Genomic DNA, 15,640 nt, shown 5'->3' with positions numbered 1-15,640 from the left:
TTTCAGGTAACACCATGCCCCGTTACGACAACATCCCCGAAATCGAACCCAACCTCGACGGCCGCGGCCTGCGGGTGGGCGTCGTCATGTGCCGCTTCAACCTCGACGTGTGCGAAGGCCTGCTGTCCTCCTGCACCGCCGAACTGCAGCGCCTCGGCGTCGCGGCGAACGACATCACCATCGCCACCGTCCCCGGCGCCCTCGAAGCCCCCCTCACCCTCCAGGTGATGGCCCGGAGCGGCCGCTTCGACGCCCTGGTGGCCCTCGGCGCGGTGATCCGCGGCGAGACCTACCACTTCGAGCTCGTCTCCAACGAGCAAGGCGCCGGCATCACCCGCGTCGCCCTCGACACCGGCGTGCCCGTCGCCAACGGCATCCTCACCACCGAAGACGACGACCAGGCTCTCGCCCGCATGCAGGTCAAGGGCGCCGACTGCGCCCAGGCCGCCGTCGAGATGGCCCGACTCCTGAAGGCCCTGGCATGAGCCCCGCCAACAAATCCCCCCGCCGCCGCGCCCGCGAGTTCGCCCTGCAGGGCGTTTACCAGTGGCTGCTCAACCAGTCGCCCGTCACCTCCATCGAATCCCAGCTGGCCGAAGTCGCCGGCTTCGACAAATGTGACCGCGAGCTCTTCGTCGGCCTTCTGCGCGGCACCATCACCAACGCGCCCGAACTCCAGGTCGGCTTCGCAAACTACATCGAGCGCCCGCTCAATGAGCTGTCGCCGGTCGAGCGCGGCATCCTGCTGATGTCCACCTTCGAGCTCGCCCACCGCCCCGAAACCCCCTACCGGGTCATCATCAACGAGGCCATCGAGCTGGCCAAGGGCTTCGGCGGCACCGACGGCCACAAGTTCGTGAACGGCGTGCTCGACAAGCTCGCCGCCCGCCTGCGCGCCGACGAGGTCGAAGCCAACGCCCGCGAGCGCCAGGCCGCCCGCGGCAACAAGCCGGCCTGACCCGCCAGCTGCCGGAACCATCCCGCGCGATGCCGTCCGAGTTCGCCCTGATCCGCCGGCACTTCACCCGTCCCGCCCGCCACACCGATCTGGCGGTGGGCGACGACGCGGCGCTGATCCGCCCGGCCCCCGGCATGCAGCTGGCCATCTCCACCGACATGTTGGTGGCCGGAACGCATTTCTTCCCCGACACCGACCCCACCGATCTCGGCTGGAAGACCCTCGCGGTCAACGTCTCCGACCTCGCCGCCATGGGCGCCCAGCCCCGCTGGGTAGTGCTGGCGGCCAGCCTGCCCGGCGCCGACGAAGCCTGGATCGAAGCCTTCGCGGGCGGCTTCTTCGCCTGCTGCGAAGCCTTCGACATCGACGCCATCGGCGGCGACACCACCCGCGGCCCGCTCAACCTGTGCCCGACGATCTTCGGCGAAGTGCCCACCGGCACCGCCATCACCCGCAGCGGCGCCCGGCCCGGTGACGACCTGTGGGTGTCCGGCGCCCCGGGGCGCGCGGCCCTGGGCCTGGCCCACCTGCGCGGCGACACCCACCTCGCCGACACCTACCGCGACGACTGCCTCGCCGCCCTGCACCGGCCTCAGCCGCGGGTCGCCCTCGGCCTCGGCCTGCGCGGCATCGCCAGCGCCATGCTCGATGTCTCCGACGGCCTGCTGGGCGATCTCGACCACATCCTCGAAAGCTCCGCGGTCGGCGCGGTGATCGACGAAGCCAACCTGCCCCTCGCGCCCCTCGTGGCCGCCTGCGGCGATCCCGCCCGGGCCTTCGCCGCTTGCACCGGCGGCGGCGACGACTACGAGCTGCTGTTCACCGCTCCGCCCACCCAGCGCGCCGCCCTGGCCGACCTTTCCGCCCGGCTGGCCCTGCCCCTGCACCGCATCGGCAGCATCACCCCAGCCACCGGTGGCCTGCATCTGCGCGACACCAGCGGCACCCTGCGCGAGCTCGCCGCCCGAGGCTACGACCACTTCGGCAACGGCGCATGAAGCCCAACGTCCGTTTCCTGCTGTCCGATCCGGCCCACTTCGTCGCCCTTGGCTTCGGCTCCGGCCTGTGGCCCAAGGGCCCCGGCACCGCTGGCACCCTGACCGGCTGGCTGCTGTTTCCCCTTGTGCGCGCGCCGCTCACCGACGGCCTGTTCGCCGGGCTGCTGGTGGCCTGCATCCTGTTTGGCATCCTCGCCTGCGAACGCACCGGCCGCGCCCTCGGCGTCGCCGACCACGGCAGCATCGTGTGGGACGAGATCGTCGCCATCTGGCTGGTCCTGTGGCTCACCCCCGAAGGCCTCGGCTGGCAGCTCACCGCCTTCGTGCTGTTCCGCTTCTTCGACATCGTCAAGCCGCAGCCCATCCGCTGGGTGGATGACCGCACCCGCGGCGGCTTCGGCGTGATGCTCGATGATCTCATCGCCGCCGGCTACACCCTGCTCGCGCTGGCCCTGCTCGTGAGGTTCCTCGGTTAATGGACGCCCAGCTCGAAACCCTCTCCCGCCTCGTCGGCGACCACCTCGCCGCCCGCAGCTGGCGCCTCGCCACCGCCGAATCGTGCACCGGCGGCTGGGTCGCCGAGGTCGTCACCGTCACCGCCGGCAGCTCCGGCTGGTTCGACTGCGGCTTCATCACCTACTCCAACGACGCCAAGTGCGCGCTGCTCGGCGTCTCGCCAATGACCCTCGCCCGCCACGGCGCGGTCAGCGAGCCGACCACCGCGGCGATGGTCCGCGGCACCCTCGAACGGGCCGAGGCCGACCTCGCCCTGTCGATCTCCGGCATCGCCGGCCCGGGGGGCGGATCAGCCGACAAACCCGTCGGCACCGTGTGCTTCGGCTGGGGCCGGACCGGCGAATCCCCCCAGACCGCCACCTGCCGCTTCGACGGCGACCGGGAGGCCGTCCGCCGCCAGGCAGTGGTGTTCGCCCTCACCGAACTCATCCGCCGCTACGCCTGAAATCCCATCCGCATCAAGGTCTTGGCAAATCCGGTAGACGTTCCGCTGCAACTGTATAAAATACCAGTCTGCGCGACTTTCTTCGCTCCGATACCTCTCGTGACGACGCGCGATCACCCGCACGCAAACTCTGTGCCATAATCTCCAAAACCCTTTTTACAAGGATCACGACAGATGGATGACAACAAGGCCAAGGCCCTCGCCGCCGCGCTTTCCCAGATCGAAAAGCAGTTCGGCAAGGGCTCGATCATGCGCCTGGGCGACGGCGAAGTCGAAAGCGACATCCAGACCGTCTCCACCGGCTCCCTGGGCCTCGACATCGCCCTCGGCATCGGCGGTCTGCCCCGCGGCCGGGTCGTGGAAATCTACGGTCCCGAATCGTCCGGCAAGACGACCCTCACCCTCCAGGTCGTCTCCGAAATGCAGAAGCTCGGCGGCACCGCCGCCTTCATCGACGCCGAACACGCGCTGGACGTCACCTACGCCCAGAAGCTCGGGGTCAATATCGGCGACCTCCTGATCTCCCAGCCCGACACCGGCGAACAGGCCCTCGAGATCGCCGACATGCTGGTGCGCTCCGGTGGCGTTGACGTGGTCGTGATCGACTCCGTCGCAGCCCTCACCCCGAAGGCCGAAATCGAAGGCGAGATGGGCGATCAGCTCCCCGGCCTGCAGGCCCGCCTGATGTCCCAGGCCCTGCGCAAGCTCACCGCCAACATCAAGCGCACCAACACCCTGGTCATCTTCATCAACCAGATCCGGATGAAGATCGGCGTGATGTTCGGCAGCCCCGAGACCACCACCGGCGGCAACGCCCTCAAGTTCTACGCCTCGGTGCGGATGGACATCCGCCGCATCGGCACCATCAAGAAGAACGACGAGGTGATCGGCTCCGAAACCAAGGTCAAGGTCGTCAAGAACAAGGTCGCGCCCCCGTTCCGCGAAACCCTGTTCGACATCCTGTACGGCGAAGGCACCTCCCGCGAGGGCGAGATCATCGACCTGGGCGTCCAGCACAAGTTCGTGGACAAGTCCGGCGCCTGGTACGCCTACAACGGCGAGAAGATCGGCCAGGGCAAGGACAACGCCCGCGAATTCCTCAAGAGCAACCCGCACATCGCCCGCGAGATCGAAAACAAGATCCGCGTCGCCGTCGGGCTGCCTGAGATGGCCGTGATCACGCCCGCCGCCCCCGCCGCGGCAGCCTGAACGTCTCCGGCAGGAAACACCGTCGTCCATGGCCACCAGTCTGCATGAGCGGGCCCTGCGCTGCCTGGCCCAGCGGGAGCATTCCCGCGCCGAGCTCGCCCGCAAGCTGGGCACCCTCGGCAGCGAGGAAGAGGTGAGCGCCGAACTCGACCGTCTGGTCGAGCTTGGCCTCCTCTCCGACGCCCGCTTCGCCGATGCCTACGTGCGCGCCAAGGCGGCCCGCTTCGGCGCCTCCCGGCTCAAGAGCGAGCTCGCCCGGCGCGGCGTCGACGCCGAGCAGATCGGCCTGGCCATTGCCGACAACTGTCCGGAAAGTGAATTCGAACGCGCCTGCGACATCCATCGCCGAAAGTTCGCCGCAGCACCGGCAGACGCGCGAGAATGGGCGCGCCAGGCGCGTTTTCTTCAAGGTCGCGGCTTCTCGACCGAAATCATTCGTAGAGTCCTGAAAGAACACCCCGGCGATGAGCCTGCTTAAAGTCAGCAACCTGCGCAAGAAGTACAAGGCCCGCACCGTCGTCCACGACGTCTCCTTCGACGTCGGCAGTGGCGAAGTGGTCGGCCTGCTCGGCCCCAACGGCGCCGGCAAGACGACCTGCTTCTACATGATCGTCGGCCTGGTGGTCGCCGATGGCGGCGAGATCACCCTCGACGACCAGGTGCTGACCCATCGCCCGATCCACCAGCGCGCCCGCCTCGGCCTGTCCTACCTGCCCCAGGAGATGAGCGTCTTCCGCAAGCTCACCGTGGCCGAGAACATTCAGGCCGTGCTCGAACTGCAGAAGCTCAGCAAGGCCGAAATGGCCGAACGCCTCGAACAGCTCCTCGGCGAGCTGGGCATCGAACACCTGCGCGACAACACCGCGATCTCCCTCTCCGGCGGCGAGCGCCGGCGCTGCGAGATCGCCCGCGCCCTCGCCTCCGACCCGCGGCTGATCCTCCTCGACGAGCCCTTCGCTGGCGTCGACCCGATCGCCGTGATCGACATCCAGAAGATCATCCGCTTCCTCAAGGAAAAGGGCATCGGCGTCCTCATCACCGACCACAACGTCCGCGAAACCCTCGGCATCTGCGACCGCGCCTTCATCATCAATGCCGGGGAAGTGCTGGCCAGCGGCCGCCCGGAAGACATCGTCCGGAATGAACAGGTCCGTCAGGTTTACCTCGGCGAGCACTTCCGGCTTTAAGGCATCATTGTTGTCATGAAGCCCAGCCTCCAGCTCAAACTCTCCCAACATCTCGCGCTCACCCCGCAGCTACAGCAGTCCATCAAGCTGCTGCAGCTATCGACCCTCGAGCTCAACCAGGAGATCGAGAAGATCCTCCTCGAGAACCCGATGATCGAGCGGGACGAGCCGGAATCGAACCTCGGCTCCAGCCGTCTCGAAGCCCCCGGCCCGGCCGCCCCCGCCGGCAGCGAGGCCGCCCATGAGCGCGAGCAGGAGCAGGCCCGCGAATCCGACCAGCGCGAGCGCGACACCGACCGGGAGTTCGACTTCGCCGAAGGCGGCGACTGGCAGGGCTCCGGCAGCGGCTCGCGGGACGATGATGACGACAACGATTTCCAGGATCTCCAGGCCACGGTCACCACCCTGCGCGACCACCTGGACGCCCAGATCGCCCTCACCCAGCTGTCCGACCGGGATCGCGCCCTCACCCGCTTCATGATCGAGGCCCTCGACGACGACGGCTACCTCAGCCAGGCCCTCGAAGACCTCCTTCCGCTACTCCCGCCCGAGCTCGAAGTGGATCTGGACGACCTCACGATCGCCCTGCGCCACATCCAGAGCCTCGACCCCTGCGGGATCGGCGCTGCCGACATCGGCGAATGCCTCGGCCTGCAGCTGCGCGCCCTGCCGCCCAGCCGCGAACGCGAGCTGGCGCTGGCCATCGTCGCCGAACACCTCGAACTCCTCGCCGCCCGCGACTACCTCAAGCTCAAGCGCGCCCTGCGCTGCACCGACGACGAGCTGCGCGAAGCCCACGCCCTGATCCTCGACCTCAACCCCCGGCCCGGCGCCCGCTTCGCCCAGTCCGACATCCGCTACGTGGTTCCGGATGTCATCGTCCGCAAGGTCCGCAACACCTGGGTTGTTAACCTCAACCCGGATGCGATGCCCAAGCTGCGCATCAACCAGCTTTATGCCCAGATCCTGCGGGACAACCGCGGCGCCAGTGGCTCCCTGTCCAATCACCTGCAGGAAGCCCGCTGGCTCATCAAGAACGTTCAGCAGCGCTTCGACACCATCCAGCGTGTGTCGCAAGCGATCGTTGACCGGCAGCGTCAGTTCTTCGATTATGGCGATGTGGCGATGCGCCCTCTGACACTGCGTGAAATCGCCGAACAGTTGGAATTGCACGAGTCCACCGTCTCGCGGGTGACCACCCAGAAGTACATGGCCACACCAAGAGGCATTTTCGAGTTCAAACATTTTTTCGGCAGTCACGTCGCCACCGACACCGGTGGGGCGGCTTCCTCGACGGCGATTCGGGCGCTGATTCGCCAGCTGGTAGCCGCGGAAGACAAGAAGAAACCCTTGTCCGACGCCAAGATTGCCGAGTTGTTGGGCCAGCAGGGTATCGTCGTGGCACGCAGGACCATCGCAAAGTGTCGCGAGTCCCTCGATATCCCGCCGGTCAGTCTGCGCAAAACCATCTGACAGAAAGGTAAGAACCATGAACCTCAACATCACGGGGCATCACGTCGAAGTTACGCCGGCCATCCGCGAATACGTCACCTCCAAGCTCGATCGCGTGATCCGTCATTTCGACAACGTCACCAGCGTCGGCGTGATCCTCTCGGTGGAAAAGCTGCGTCAGAAGGCCGAAGTCACCGTTCACGTGCGTGGCAAGGACATCCACGTCGAGAGCGAGGATGCCGACATGTATGCCGCCATCGACGCCCTGACCGACAAGCTCGACCGCCAGGTTCTGAAGTACAAGGACAAGGCCTCCGATCACGGCCATGACTCCCTGAAGCAGCACCTCGCCGAATCCTGATCTTCGGCCCCAAGTAATCCCCTTCTCCCCGGGACCGTTGTGGCTATAATGCGCCCCAACTGACACAACGGCCCCGGCGGCACCCGCCCCCGGATTTTCCAGATTCGTTCCCGGAAACCTGTCCCGGTCCCACCGCGTACAGGAGCGTCCCGCCCATGAACCTCATCGCCAAACTTCTGCCTCCAGCCAATGTGGTCGTCGGCCTCGAGGCGAGCAGCAAGAAGCGTGCTTTCGAGCAGGCCGGCCTGCTGTTCGAGAACAATCACGGCATCGCCCGGAGCACCGTCTTCGACAGCCTGTTTGCCCGCGAGAAGCTCGGCTCGACCGGTCTCGGGCAGGGCATCGCGATTCCCCACGGACGCATCAAGGGCCTCAAGGACGCGCTGGGCGCCTTCATGCGTCTCGCCGAACCCGTCCCCTTCGACGCCCCGGACGGCCGCCCCGTTTCGATGCTGTTCGTGCTGCTGGTGCCCGAACAGGCCAACGAACACCACCTGCAGCTCCTTTCCGAACTCGCCCAGATGTTCAGCGATCGCAGCTTCCGCGATCAGCTCCTGACCGCCCCGGACGCCCTCGCGGCCCACTCCCTCTTTGCCCAGTGGGGCAGCGATGCGCCAGACAACAGTAGCGCGGCTGTTTGACGACAACCTCGACCGCCTGAGGCTGCGCCACATCTGCGGCAGCCTCGACACCCGCATCTCGGTCTCCGAAGACCGCATCTGGCCCGCCGACATGGTCGGCCACCTCAACCTGATCCACCCCGACCGCCTGCAGATCCTCGGCTCGTCCGAGCTCGCCTGGGCCCGCCGCCAGACCCGCGACAAGGTGATCCACCATGTCCGCGAGATCCTCTCCTACGGCCCGCCAGCCATCATCGTCGCCGACGACGAAGACATCCCCAGCCTGATCCGCACCGTCTGCGCCAACGAAGACGTGGCCCTCTTCGCCAGCCCACTGCCGGCGGCCAACGTCATCGACCTGCTGCGCAGCTACCTGTCGCGCAAACTCGCCGAACGGGTCGCCCTGCACGGGGTGATGATGGACGTGCTGGGCCTGGGCGTGTTCATCACCGGGGATTCGGGCGCCGGCAAGTCCGAGCTCGCCCTGGAACTCATCTCCCGGGGCCATGGCCTGGTTGCCGACGACATCGTCGAGTTCTCCCGCATCGCCCCGACCGTCCTCGAAGGCCGTTGCCCGGCCCTGCTCCAGGACGTCATCGAAGTGCGCGGCCTGGGCATCCTCAACATCCGCACGATCTTCGGCGAGACCGCCTGCCGGCGGAAGATGAAGCTCAAGCTGGTGGTCCACCTCCAGCGCCGCCAGCCCGGCGACCAGGATCCCCTACGCCTGTCCCTCGAAGGCGAGCAGCAGCTCATCCTCGGCGTGCCGCTCCGCCGCGTCGTGCTGCCGGTGGCGGCCGGCCGCAACCTGGCGGTGCTCCTGGAAGCCGCAGTGCGCTCGACGATCCTGCTGCTGCGGGGCATCGACTCGACCCAGGAGTTCGTCGACCGCCAGCGTCGGGCAATGGAAGACGGCGGCTTTTAACCAAAAGACACGGCATCCGACCGCCCCGGCGGACCGGGCCGTCAACGGATTCACCCAAGCACCGTTTATGATGATGTTGCAGTTCCGACAACCCGCCCATACGAGGAGTGGCCAGATGAAAAAATTGATCCTGAGTGTCGCTGTTTCGATGTTTGCCGCCGGTCTGGCACCCGCCGCCTTCGCGGCCTCCACCCAGCAGAACAAGATGAAGGAATGCAACGCATCCGCCGCCGACAAGAAGGGCGACGAGCGCAAGGCCTTCATGAAGGAATGCCTCTCCGCCAAACCCGCCGCCGCCGAAGCCAAGGGCACCCCGCAGCAGGAAAAGATGAAGGCCTGCAACAAGGAGGCCGGCGAGAAGGTGCTGAAGGGCGATGATCGCAAGAAGTTCATGAGCACCTGTCTGAAGGGCTGAAACGCCCCGGCGCCATGACAGAAAAGGGCCCGCTGAGGGCCCTTTTCACTGGGTTGCGCCTGCCGCCGAGGATCAGTCGAGGGCGAACGCCACCGCGTCGGACATGTTGTCACCCACCGAGAAACCGCAGCCGATGTGGCCTTTCTCGGACAGCGCGAACTCGCCGCGCTTGATGCAGTGCTCCGCCGCCCCCTCCTCCAGCAGGTAAGTGCCGTTGGTGCTGGAATCGGCCAGATAGAACATGCCGTTGCGCAGCTCGATGCGGGCGTGCTGGCGGGAAACCCGCGGGTCGGACACGACGATGTCGTTGCCGGTTTCGCGACCGAACAGCAAGGTCGGATGGGCCGCATCGATGACCCACTTCTGGCCCCGGAAACTGACCCGCAGCTGCCTGACCGACTGCATCGCTTCCTGGCGGAGCTCGGCCGGCGTGGGCGGCGGCGCGTTGCCCAGCTCAAGCGCCGGAAAGGGTGCGTTGCTGGCTGCGTCGTCGAGCTTGCCGAGCAGGCGCCGCATGGACGGCGAGAGCAGCTCGGAAAGGCTCTCGGAGACGGTGATGGTGTCGGGATTGCAGCCATCCACCAGGCGGGCGGCCATCTTCTCCGCAGCGCCTTCTTCGTCGCCCCCTTCGGACTCCAGCACCACCCCGGCCCGCAGCACCAGCTTGATGCCGCTCATCGGCGGCAGCGCCCGTACCCGTTCGCGCATCTCGCGGGCCGCCAGCAGGGCAGAATCTGCATCGCCGAAACGGGCAACAATCACTTCCGGACGCAGCTCCAGCCCTTCGGCCGAATAGGCCTCCGCGCAGCGGGACATGCGGTTAAGGCAACGCTCGACGGCGTAGCCAGCCTCCGCCTCACCCAGCTTGACGGACAAACGGACACGACCTGCCACGTCTGCATACAGCAGGCACCGGGTGGCGGCACGCTCATTCATCGTGGCATGCTCCGGTGATCCCCGTCTGACAGGGGGAGACAGTCACGGTGAATCCCTCAGACGTGCACGGGAGGCTGGGTGGGCGATCCATAAGCTCTAACTTCTCCAGATCCCGATGGGGATCGCTGAGGCATCTTCTTGCGCGACTGGCGGAAGTTCGGGAGTATCGAACACGATGTCGCCCTGCTCCACTTCCGTGCCGCGCGTGACGTTCAGGAAATCGAACAGCTTGCCGTCCGCCAGATGGGACGGAACGACGTTCTTCATCGCGGTGGCGATGGATACGATACGACCGGGGAAGCGACTATCCCAATCGCGTAGCATAGCCTTGATCTGCTTGCGCTGCGCGTTTTCCTGGCTGCCGCACAGGTTGCACGGGATGATCGGATATTCCATGCCCCGGGCAAACCGTTCGATGTCCTTCTCCGAGCAGTAGGCCAGCGGGCGGATCACCACGTTCTGACGGTCGTCGCTCACCAGCTTGGGCGGCATGGACTTCATCTTGCCGCCGAAGAACATGTTGAGGAACATGGTCTCGATCATGTCATCCCGATGATGGCCCAGGGCGATCTTGGTGGCGCCAACTTCCTTGGCGGTACGGTAGATGATGCCGCGACGCAGACGGGAGCACAGGGAGCAGGTGGTCTTGCCCTCGGGGATCTTGTCCTTGACGATCTTGTAGGTGTTCTCGGTGACGATCTTGTATTCGACGCCGATGGATTCGAAGTACGCCGGCAGCACGTGGTCGGGGAAGCCGGGCTGCTTCTGGTCGAGGTTCATGGCCACGACTCGGAAGTTGATCGGCGCCCGCTCGCGCAGTTCAAGCAGCAGCGAGAGCAGCGTGAAGGAATCCTTCCCGCCGGACACGCAGACCATCACCACGTCGCCTTCCTCGATCATGCCGTAGTCGACGATGGCCTCCCCCGTCTTGCGCATCAGGAACTTCTTGAGGCGCAGGAAGGAATTGGAGAAACGGGATTCCGTTTCGGGAGAGTCGTCTGCCACCGGCGCGGGGACTGCCACTGCGTGTTCCATTGTTTTCCAGATGTTCGATGATTATAAGTCGGGCGAAAAGACGATCCGACGGTGATAAATGTTAAATACGTTATAAATGCGCACTGCGCCCGCCATCGACCGGAATGATCTGACCTGTGACGTAGGGCGCATCGAAGAGCAAAAAACGGACTGTCCGGGCGATATCCGACGGCGCGCCGACCCGCTGCAGCAGCGTGTGGGCCACCACGGCGTCGCGCTCGGCGGGCGGAAACTGACCATCCTCGGGCCACTCGATCGCGCCGGGGGCAACACCATTGACCCGGACCCGCGGCGCCAGTTCAAGGGCCAGCGCACGGGTCAGACCCAGCAGACCGGCCTTCGCGGCGCAGTAAAGCGGGTAGCCTTTCAGCGGGCGCTCGGCGTGGATATCGACGATATTGACGATCGCCCCCTGGGCTGCCTGCAGCCAGGGATTGGCCGCCTGGGCCAGGAACAGCGGCGCCTTGAGGTTGGAGCCAATCAGGTCCAGCCACGCCACCTCGTCGATCTCGCCCATCGCGGTGGGAAAGAAGCTCGACGCGTTGTTGACCAGCGCATCCAGACGCCCATAATGGGCAACAACAGCATCGACCAGACCGCCCAGCGCCCCGGTATCCAGCAGATCGGCCTGCACGACCAGCGCCGAATCGGGCCGCGCGGCATTGAAGGCCGCGGCGAGGGCATCGGCCTCATCCCGCGACTGGCGGCAATGGAGCACGACCTGCGCGCCTGCGGCATGCAGGTGGCGGGCGATTTCAGCGCCGACGCGCCGGGCTGCGCCGGTCACGAGGGCGACAGGCGCAGCTGCCGGTTGATTCATGACTGCCTGAAAAGGGGTTCTACGGGGAGCGATATCATACGGTGCCGCTGGCCGAAATGGCGCTGTCTTGCGACGTGCGGCATCCCCGCGCCGCGGCACGGTAGCGCGGCAGGGTAAAATGCGGATTTTACACGCCAGCGCCGCCATGAACCTGCCCCAGCCGTCAGCCGAAGCCCTCGAACAAAGCGCCGCCCTCGTCGCCCGCCTGCAGGCCTTGATCGCTGCCGAAGGGGGCTGGATCCCGTTCTCCAGCTACATGGCCGAAACCCTCTACGCCCCCGGGCTGGGCTATTACAGCGGCGGCTCGCGCAAGTTCGGGCCGGGCGGGGATTTCATCACCGCACCGGAGCTCACACCCCTCTTTGGTCAGGCGCTGGCCAGCCAGCTGCAGCAGGTGATGAGCCTGTCGGCGCCCCACATCATCGAAGCCGGCGCCGGCACCGGGCTGCTCGCTGCCGATCTGCTCCTCGAACTCGAGCTCCAGGGCGCGCTGCCCGAAAGCTACGGCATCCTCGAGGTCTCGGGCGAGCTGCGCGAACGCCAGTTCGACACCCTGGCCGCCAAGGTGCCACATCTGGCCGGCCGCGTGCATTGGCTCGACACCCTGCCGGAGCGTTTCTCCGGCGCCCTGGTGGCCAACGAGGTGCTCGACGTGATGCCGGTGCATCTGGTGGCGTGGCGCCCGGAAGGCATCTTCGAGCGCGGCGTGAGCCTCGATGGCGAGGGGCGCTTCGTGTGGGCCGACCGCCCTGTCGCCGGCCGGGTGGCCGAGGCGGCCGAGGCCCTCGCGCTACCCCTGCCCTCCGAAGGCGAATACGTCAGCGAGATCAACCTCGCCGGCCGGGCCTGGGTGGCCGAATGGGCCGCGCGCCTCGAACAGGGCGCGATGATCCTGATCGACTACGGCTACCCCCGCGCCGAGTACTACCTGCCCAGCCGCAGCACCGGCACGCTGCTGTGCTACTACCGCCACCACGCCCACGGCGATCCCTTCCTGTGGCCGGGGCTCAACGACATCACCGCCTTCGTGGATTTCACCGCCATCGCCGAGGCCGGCTTCGAGGCCGGGCTGGATGTGATGGGCTACGCCGACCAGGCGAACTTCCTGTTCAACTGCGGCGTGCTGGCCTGCCTCGCCCGCCGGGCGCCCGAAGACAGCGCCGACTACATCCGCGCGTCCAAGGCCGTGCAGCGGCTCACCGGCCCCCACGAGATGGGCGAGCTCTTCAAGGTGATCGCCCTGTCGCGCAACATCGGCCAGCCGCTGATCGGCTTCCTGCGCGGCGACCGCCTGCACAGCCTGTAAGGCGGCCGGTCCACATGCAAACAGCCCGCCGGCGCATCACGCCGGCGGGCTGTTTATTTGATCGAAACGCTGGGGCTGATTATTCCTGGAAGCGATACACCGCGCTCAGGAAGGCATCCACGTCGGTCGGCACCGCGTGACGCTCGTGGCTGGCGGCCGGGATCTCCTGCAGGCCAAGCGCGAGCTCGGGCGGCAGCAGGTTGGCGTTCAGCACTTCGTCATCATAGGCCGGCCCGTCGGACATCTCGGGCTCGAGGTAGCTCCGTTCACCGCTTTCCATATCCATGAAGATCACCATTTCGGCCTCCGTTCCGGGGTGAGAGACGTGTCCCCCTGTTTTTCTTAACGGCTGTGGCCTCCAAAGGTTGAAGGAAATCCGGCAGACGACACCGGAAGCCCGCTTCAACGCTCCGAAATCACCGCCAGTCGCACGATTTCAGGATGGAACACAAAATGGGCGTCCGCAATGACGAAGTTCACGGCCCCGCGCGATTGGCACGACCCGTCACAGATCGAGCGACTTCAGCCACGCCAGGATTGGATCGGCCGCCACCCGCCAGTCGCTCTCCAGCATCATGCCGTGGCCGAGGCCCGGCAGAATCTGCGGTTCGACGTCGTAGCGGCGGGCGGTGAGACGCACCTGGTCGGGCGGGATCAGCACGTCGTGCTCGGCGCCCAGCACCAGCATCGGCGGCAACTCGATGCGCGCCAGGGACGGCAGGTCGAACAGCGACATGTCCCAGATCGCCCGATGGGATTCGGGCTGACAGAGGTGGTAGTAACGCTGCAGGCGCTCGAGTTCGATGGTCTCGTGGAACAGCGCGTGGCGCAGGGTTTCCAGCTGGGGCTGGCCGCCGCCCATGATGCGGTTGAGGTCGCCCAGCAGGTGCGGCTTGGAGAACGCCAGCCCGAAGGCCGAGCCAAGCAGGCCCTGGGGCGGCACCGACGACATCAGCACCACCGCCGGCGCCGTGTGACGCTCCAGGTACTTCTGGACCACCATCCCGCCCATCGAGTGGCCGATGAGCACCGGCGTCGCGGGCAGCTTGCCGGCCACCTCCGCCACGTCATCCACGTAATCCGAGATCGAGAAGCTGTCCAGGTAGGTCCGGCCGCGACTACGCCCGTGGCCCGACAGGGACACCGCATACGACGCATAGCCCTGGGCGGCGAACCACGGCAGGAACTGCTCTTCCCAGCACCACGCGGCGGTGTAGGCGCCGTGCACGAACAGGAGAGGCGTCTCGCGGACCGGGCCGGAGGGGGTGTGACACAGCACTTCCAGATCGCCGAAGCGGGAGCGGTTCATGGACGGAATCCTGCGGTCAGGCGGAGGGGGCTGCGGGCGGGGGAAAAGGTCATCGGCTCGGGCGTTGGAAGTGTTCAGGCGGAGAACTTACCCCAGCCGGGGAGTAGAGAAAAGCAAAAGACACGCCCGAACACCGCAGCGGCACTGTCGGGTGTCTTTACACTTTGTGGCGAATTATTTCAGCACCAAACCCAAGCCATTGTTTTACATAAACAAACCATTTTGGGCGTAAATTTTGCTTGAAATTCGTGAAATTTTTCACGGAGGCAGAAATGCGCAGGAAGCTGGCCTGCAGTGCCGTTGGCAGTTTATTGTCCCTGGGCGCCATCGCGGCGCCGGTCATCTACAACAATGACGTGCTCAGTGGCCGGGCGGCCTTCGACAGCACGATCACCGGCGTCGGCGGCACGGTGCAGACGCTGGCGCTCTCCGGCCTGACGTCCAACGCCTCGAGCTGGACGCTGCCCGGATTGACGATCCGCGCCACCGACAACACCGACCGCTTCGTCTATGGCGACTACAACGGCTATCGCGCGGCGGGCCGGTCATACGCGGTCGGTGGCGCGACCATCGCGATCGCCCCGGCAGTGCCGGCGTCGGGCTCCGGGCTGACCTTCACCTTCGCCACGCCGGTCAACGCCTTCGGCCTGGAAATCGCCGACTGGGCCACCTGCTGCACCAGCGTGCTCCACCCGGACACCGGCGCGCCGGTCGGCTCCAACCTGTTCATCTCCTTCGACGGGGGCGCCACCCGCATCGTGGCCAATGCCATCAACGCCGATTCCAACCCAGGCAACAAGGATTACGACGGCGACGGCACCACCGATTACGCATTCACCAACTTCGTGGCAGCCATCGACGACAGCCGCACCTTCTCCACCGTCACTTTCTATGGCGACGGGCTGGGCGAGGCGCTTTACGCCGGCGGCACCCTGCGCTGGGCGGCAGTGAGCGCCGGCTCGGTGTCATCCCCGGCCTCTGCGCCCGCACCTTCGGCGATCAACGAACCGGCGGTCGTCGGGCTGGCCGGGATGGCCATCGGCGGCGCGCTGCTCAACCGCCGTCGCCGTCTGCGCTGGCAACACGGGCGGCCGGAAACGCGGTAAGGTCCGGGCTCCCGCGTTGTCGGCCGGTGCCCGTTGCGCCTG

20 protein-coding genes are annotated in these 15,640 nt (G+C 66.3%); 15 read left to right on the top strand and 5 right to left on the bottom strand.

What is annotated here, in order from left to right; translation table 11 throughout:
- The first annotated feature begins 14 nt into the window (after positions 1–14).
- The 13 genes from ribH to Q0672_RS02360 all read left to right on the top strand — a co-directional run bounded on the left by ribH (position 15) and on the right by Q0672_RS02360 (position 9,086).
- The gene (gene ribH / locus Q0672_RS02420; protein ID WP_153162795.1) at positions 15–485 is read left to right on the top strand and encodes a 6,7-dimethyl-8-ribityllumazine synthase; all 471 of its coding nucleotides are present in this window, start codon (positions 15–17) and stop codon (positions 483–485) included.
- The gene (gene nusB / locus Q0672_RS02415; protein WP_284187734.1) at positions 482–958 is read left to right on the top strand and encodes a transcription antitermination factor NusB; all 477 of its coding nucleotides are present in this window, start codon (positions 482–484) and stop codon (positions 956–958) included. Before ribH ends, nusB begins: the two co-directional genes overlap by 4 nt.
- Positions 959–987: 29 nt before the next feature.
- Positions 988–1,956: a thiamine-phosphate kinase gene (gene thiL / locus Q0672_RS02410; protein WP_298619329.1), complete on the top strand. Its 969-nt coding sequence runs from the start codon at positions 988–990 to the stop codon at positions 1,954–1,956.
- Entirely contained in the window at positions 1,953–2,432 is a 480-nt protein-coding gene (locus Q0672_RS02405; RefSeq protein WP_298619327.1) for a phosphatidylglycerophosphatase A, read from the top strand. The genes thiL and Q0672_RS02405 overlap by 4 nt, the downstream gene beginning before the upstream one ends.
- On the top strand, positions 2,432–2,917 hold the full coding sequence (locus tag Q0672_RS02400; protein WP_298619325.1) for a CinA family protein: 486 nt from the start codon (positions 2,432–2,434) through the stop codon (positions 2,915–2,917). The genes Q0672_RS02405 and Q0672_RS02400 overlap by 1 nt, the downstream gene beginning before the upstream one ends.
- A gap of 174 nt (positions 2,918–3,091) precedes the next feature.
- Positions 3,092–4,126 carry a recombinase RecA gene (gene recA / locus Q0672_RS02395; RefSeq protein WP_298619322.1) on the top strand — a complete coding sequence of 345 codons (1,035 nt, stop codon included), beginning with the start codon at positions 3,092–3,094 and terminating at the stop codon, positions 4,124–4,126.
- A 28-nt stretch (positions 4,127–4,154) separates the two neighbouring features.
- Complete coding sequence (recX, locus tag Q0672_RS02390; RefSeq protein WP_298619320.1) at positions 4,155–4,604, top strand: recombination regulator RecX; 450 nt, start codon at positions 4,155–4,157, stop codon at positions 4,602–4,604.
- Positions 4,591–5,313, top strand: coding sequence for an LPS export ABC transporter ATP-binding protein (gene lptB / locus Q0672_RS02385; protein WP_298619318.1), 723 nt, complete (start codon positions 4,591–4,593; stop codon positions 5,311–5,313). Before recX ends, lptB begins: the two co-directional genes overlap by 14 nt.
- Before the next feature lie 15 nt (positions 5,314–5,328).
- Complete coding sequence (locus Q0672_RS02380; protein ID WP_298619316.1) at positions 5,329–6,786, top strand: RNA polymerase factor sigma-54; 1,458 nt, start codon at positions 5,329–5,331, stop codon at positions 6,784–6,786.
- Between the two features lie 16 nt (positions 6,787–6,802).
- The gene (raiA, locus tag Q0672_RS02375) at positions 6,803–7,126 is read left to right on the top strand and encodes a ribosome-associated translation inhibitor RaiA (RefSeq protein ID WP_153162804.1); all 324 of its coding nucleotides are present in this window, start codon (positions 6,803–6,805) and stop codon (positions 7,124–7,126) included.
- Between the two features lie 155 nt (positions 7,127–7,281).
- A complete protein-coding gene (gene ptsN, locus Q0672_RS02370) occupies positions 7,282–7,767 on the top strand; it encodes a PTS IIA-like nitrogen regulatory protein PtsN (RefSeq protein WP_298619313.1) in 486 nt (161 codons plus the stop codon).
- Positions 7,736–8,671 (top strand): HPr(Ser) kinase/phosphatase, encoded by a 936-nt coding sequence (gene hprK, locus Q0672_RS02365; RefSeq protein WP_298619311.1) that lies wholly within the window; start codon positions 7,736–7,738, stop codon positions 8,669–8,671. Before ptsN ends, hprK begins: the two co-directional genes overlap by 32 nt.
- Positions 8,672–8,786: 115 nt before the next feature.
- The gene (locus Q0672_RS02360) at positions 8,787–9,086 is read left to right on the top strand and encodes a PsiF family protein (protein ID WP_298619309.1); all 300 of its coding nucleotides are present in this window, start codon (positions 8,787–8,789) and stop codon (positions 9,084–9,086) included.
- Positions 9,087–9,158: 72 nt separating this feature from the next.
- Here Q0672_RS02360 and Q0672_RS02355 read toward each other — a convergent pair whose 3' ends face one another.
- The 3 genes from Q0672_RS02355 to Q0672_RS02345 form a co-directional block, all read right to left on the bottom strand.
- Positions 9,159–10,022, bottom strand: coding sequence for an FHA domain-containing protein (locus Q0672_RS02355; protein ID WP_298619307.1), 864 nt, complete (start codon positions 10,020–10,022; stop codon positions 9,159–9,161).
- Between the two features lie 96 nt (positions 10,023–10,118).
- On the bottom strand, positions 10,119–11,045 hold the full coding sequence (ttcA, locus tag Q0672_RS02350; RefSeq protein ID WP_298619305.1) for a tRNA 2-thiocytidine(32) synthetase TtcA: 927 nt from the start codon (positions 11,043–11,045) through the stop codon (positions 10,119–10,121).
- 82 nt (positions 11,046–11,127) lie between these two features.
- On the bottom strand, positions 11,128–11,877 hold the full coding sequence (locus Q0672_RS02345; RefSeq protein WP_298619303.1) for a pteridine reductase: 750 nt from the start codon (positions 11,875–11,877) through the stop codon (positions 11,128–11,130).
- 145 nt (positions 11,878–12,022) lie between these two features.
- On the opposite strand from Q0672_RS02345, the gene Q0672_RS02340 reads away from it, so the two are divergent.
- Complete coding sequence (locus tag Q0672_RS02340; protein ID WP_298619352.1) at positions 12,023–13,183, top strand: SAM-dependent methyltransferase; 1,161 nt, start codon at positions 12,023–12,025, stop codon at positions 13,181–13,183.
- 79 nt (positions 13,184–13,262) lie between these two features.
- On the opposite strand, the gene Q0672_RS02335 is transcribed toward Q0672_RS02340, so the two are convergent.
- Both Q0672_RS02335 and Q0672_RS02330 read right to left on the bottom strand, forming a co-directional pair.
- Complete coding sequence (locus tag Q0672_RS02335) at positions 13,263–13,481, bottom strand: hypothetical protein (protein ID WP_284187750.1); 219 nt, start codon at positions 13,479–13,481, stop codon at positions 13,263–13,265.
- Positions 13,482–13,688: 207 nt separating this feature from the next.
- Entirely contained in the window at positions 13,689–14,492 is an 804-nt protein-coding gene (locus Q0672_RS02330) for an alpha/beta fold hydrolase (RefSeq protein WP_298619301.1), read from the bottom strand.
- Positions 14,493–14,764: 272 nt separating this feature from the next.
- Between Q0672_RS02330 and Q0672_RS02325 the strand changes: the two genes are divergently transcribed.
- Positions 14,765–15,598, top strand: coding sequence for a hypothetical protein (locus Q0672_RS02325; protein ID WP_298619299.1), 834 nt, complete (start codon positions 14,765–14,767; stop codon positions 15,596–15,598).
- Positions 15,599–15,640 lie beyond the last annotated feature (42 nt).

Origin of the sequence: uncultured Zoogloea sp. (assembly GCF_937894855.1) — a bacterium.
GTDB lineage: Bacteria > Pseudomonadota > Gammaproteobacteria > Burkholderiales > Rhodocyclaceae > Zoogloea > Zoogloea oryzae.
This window is presented reverse-complemented; position numbering and strand designations above follow the sequence as displayed.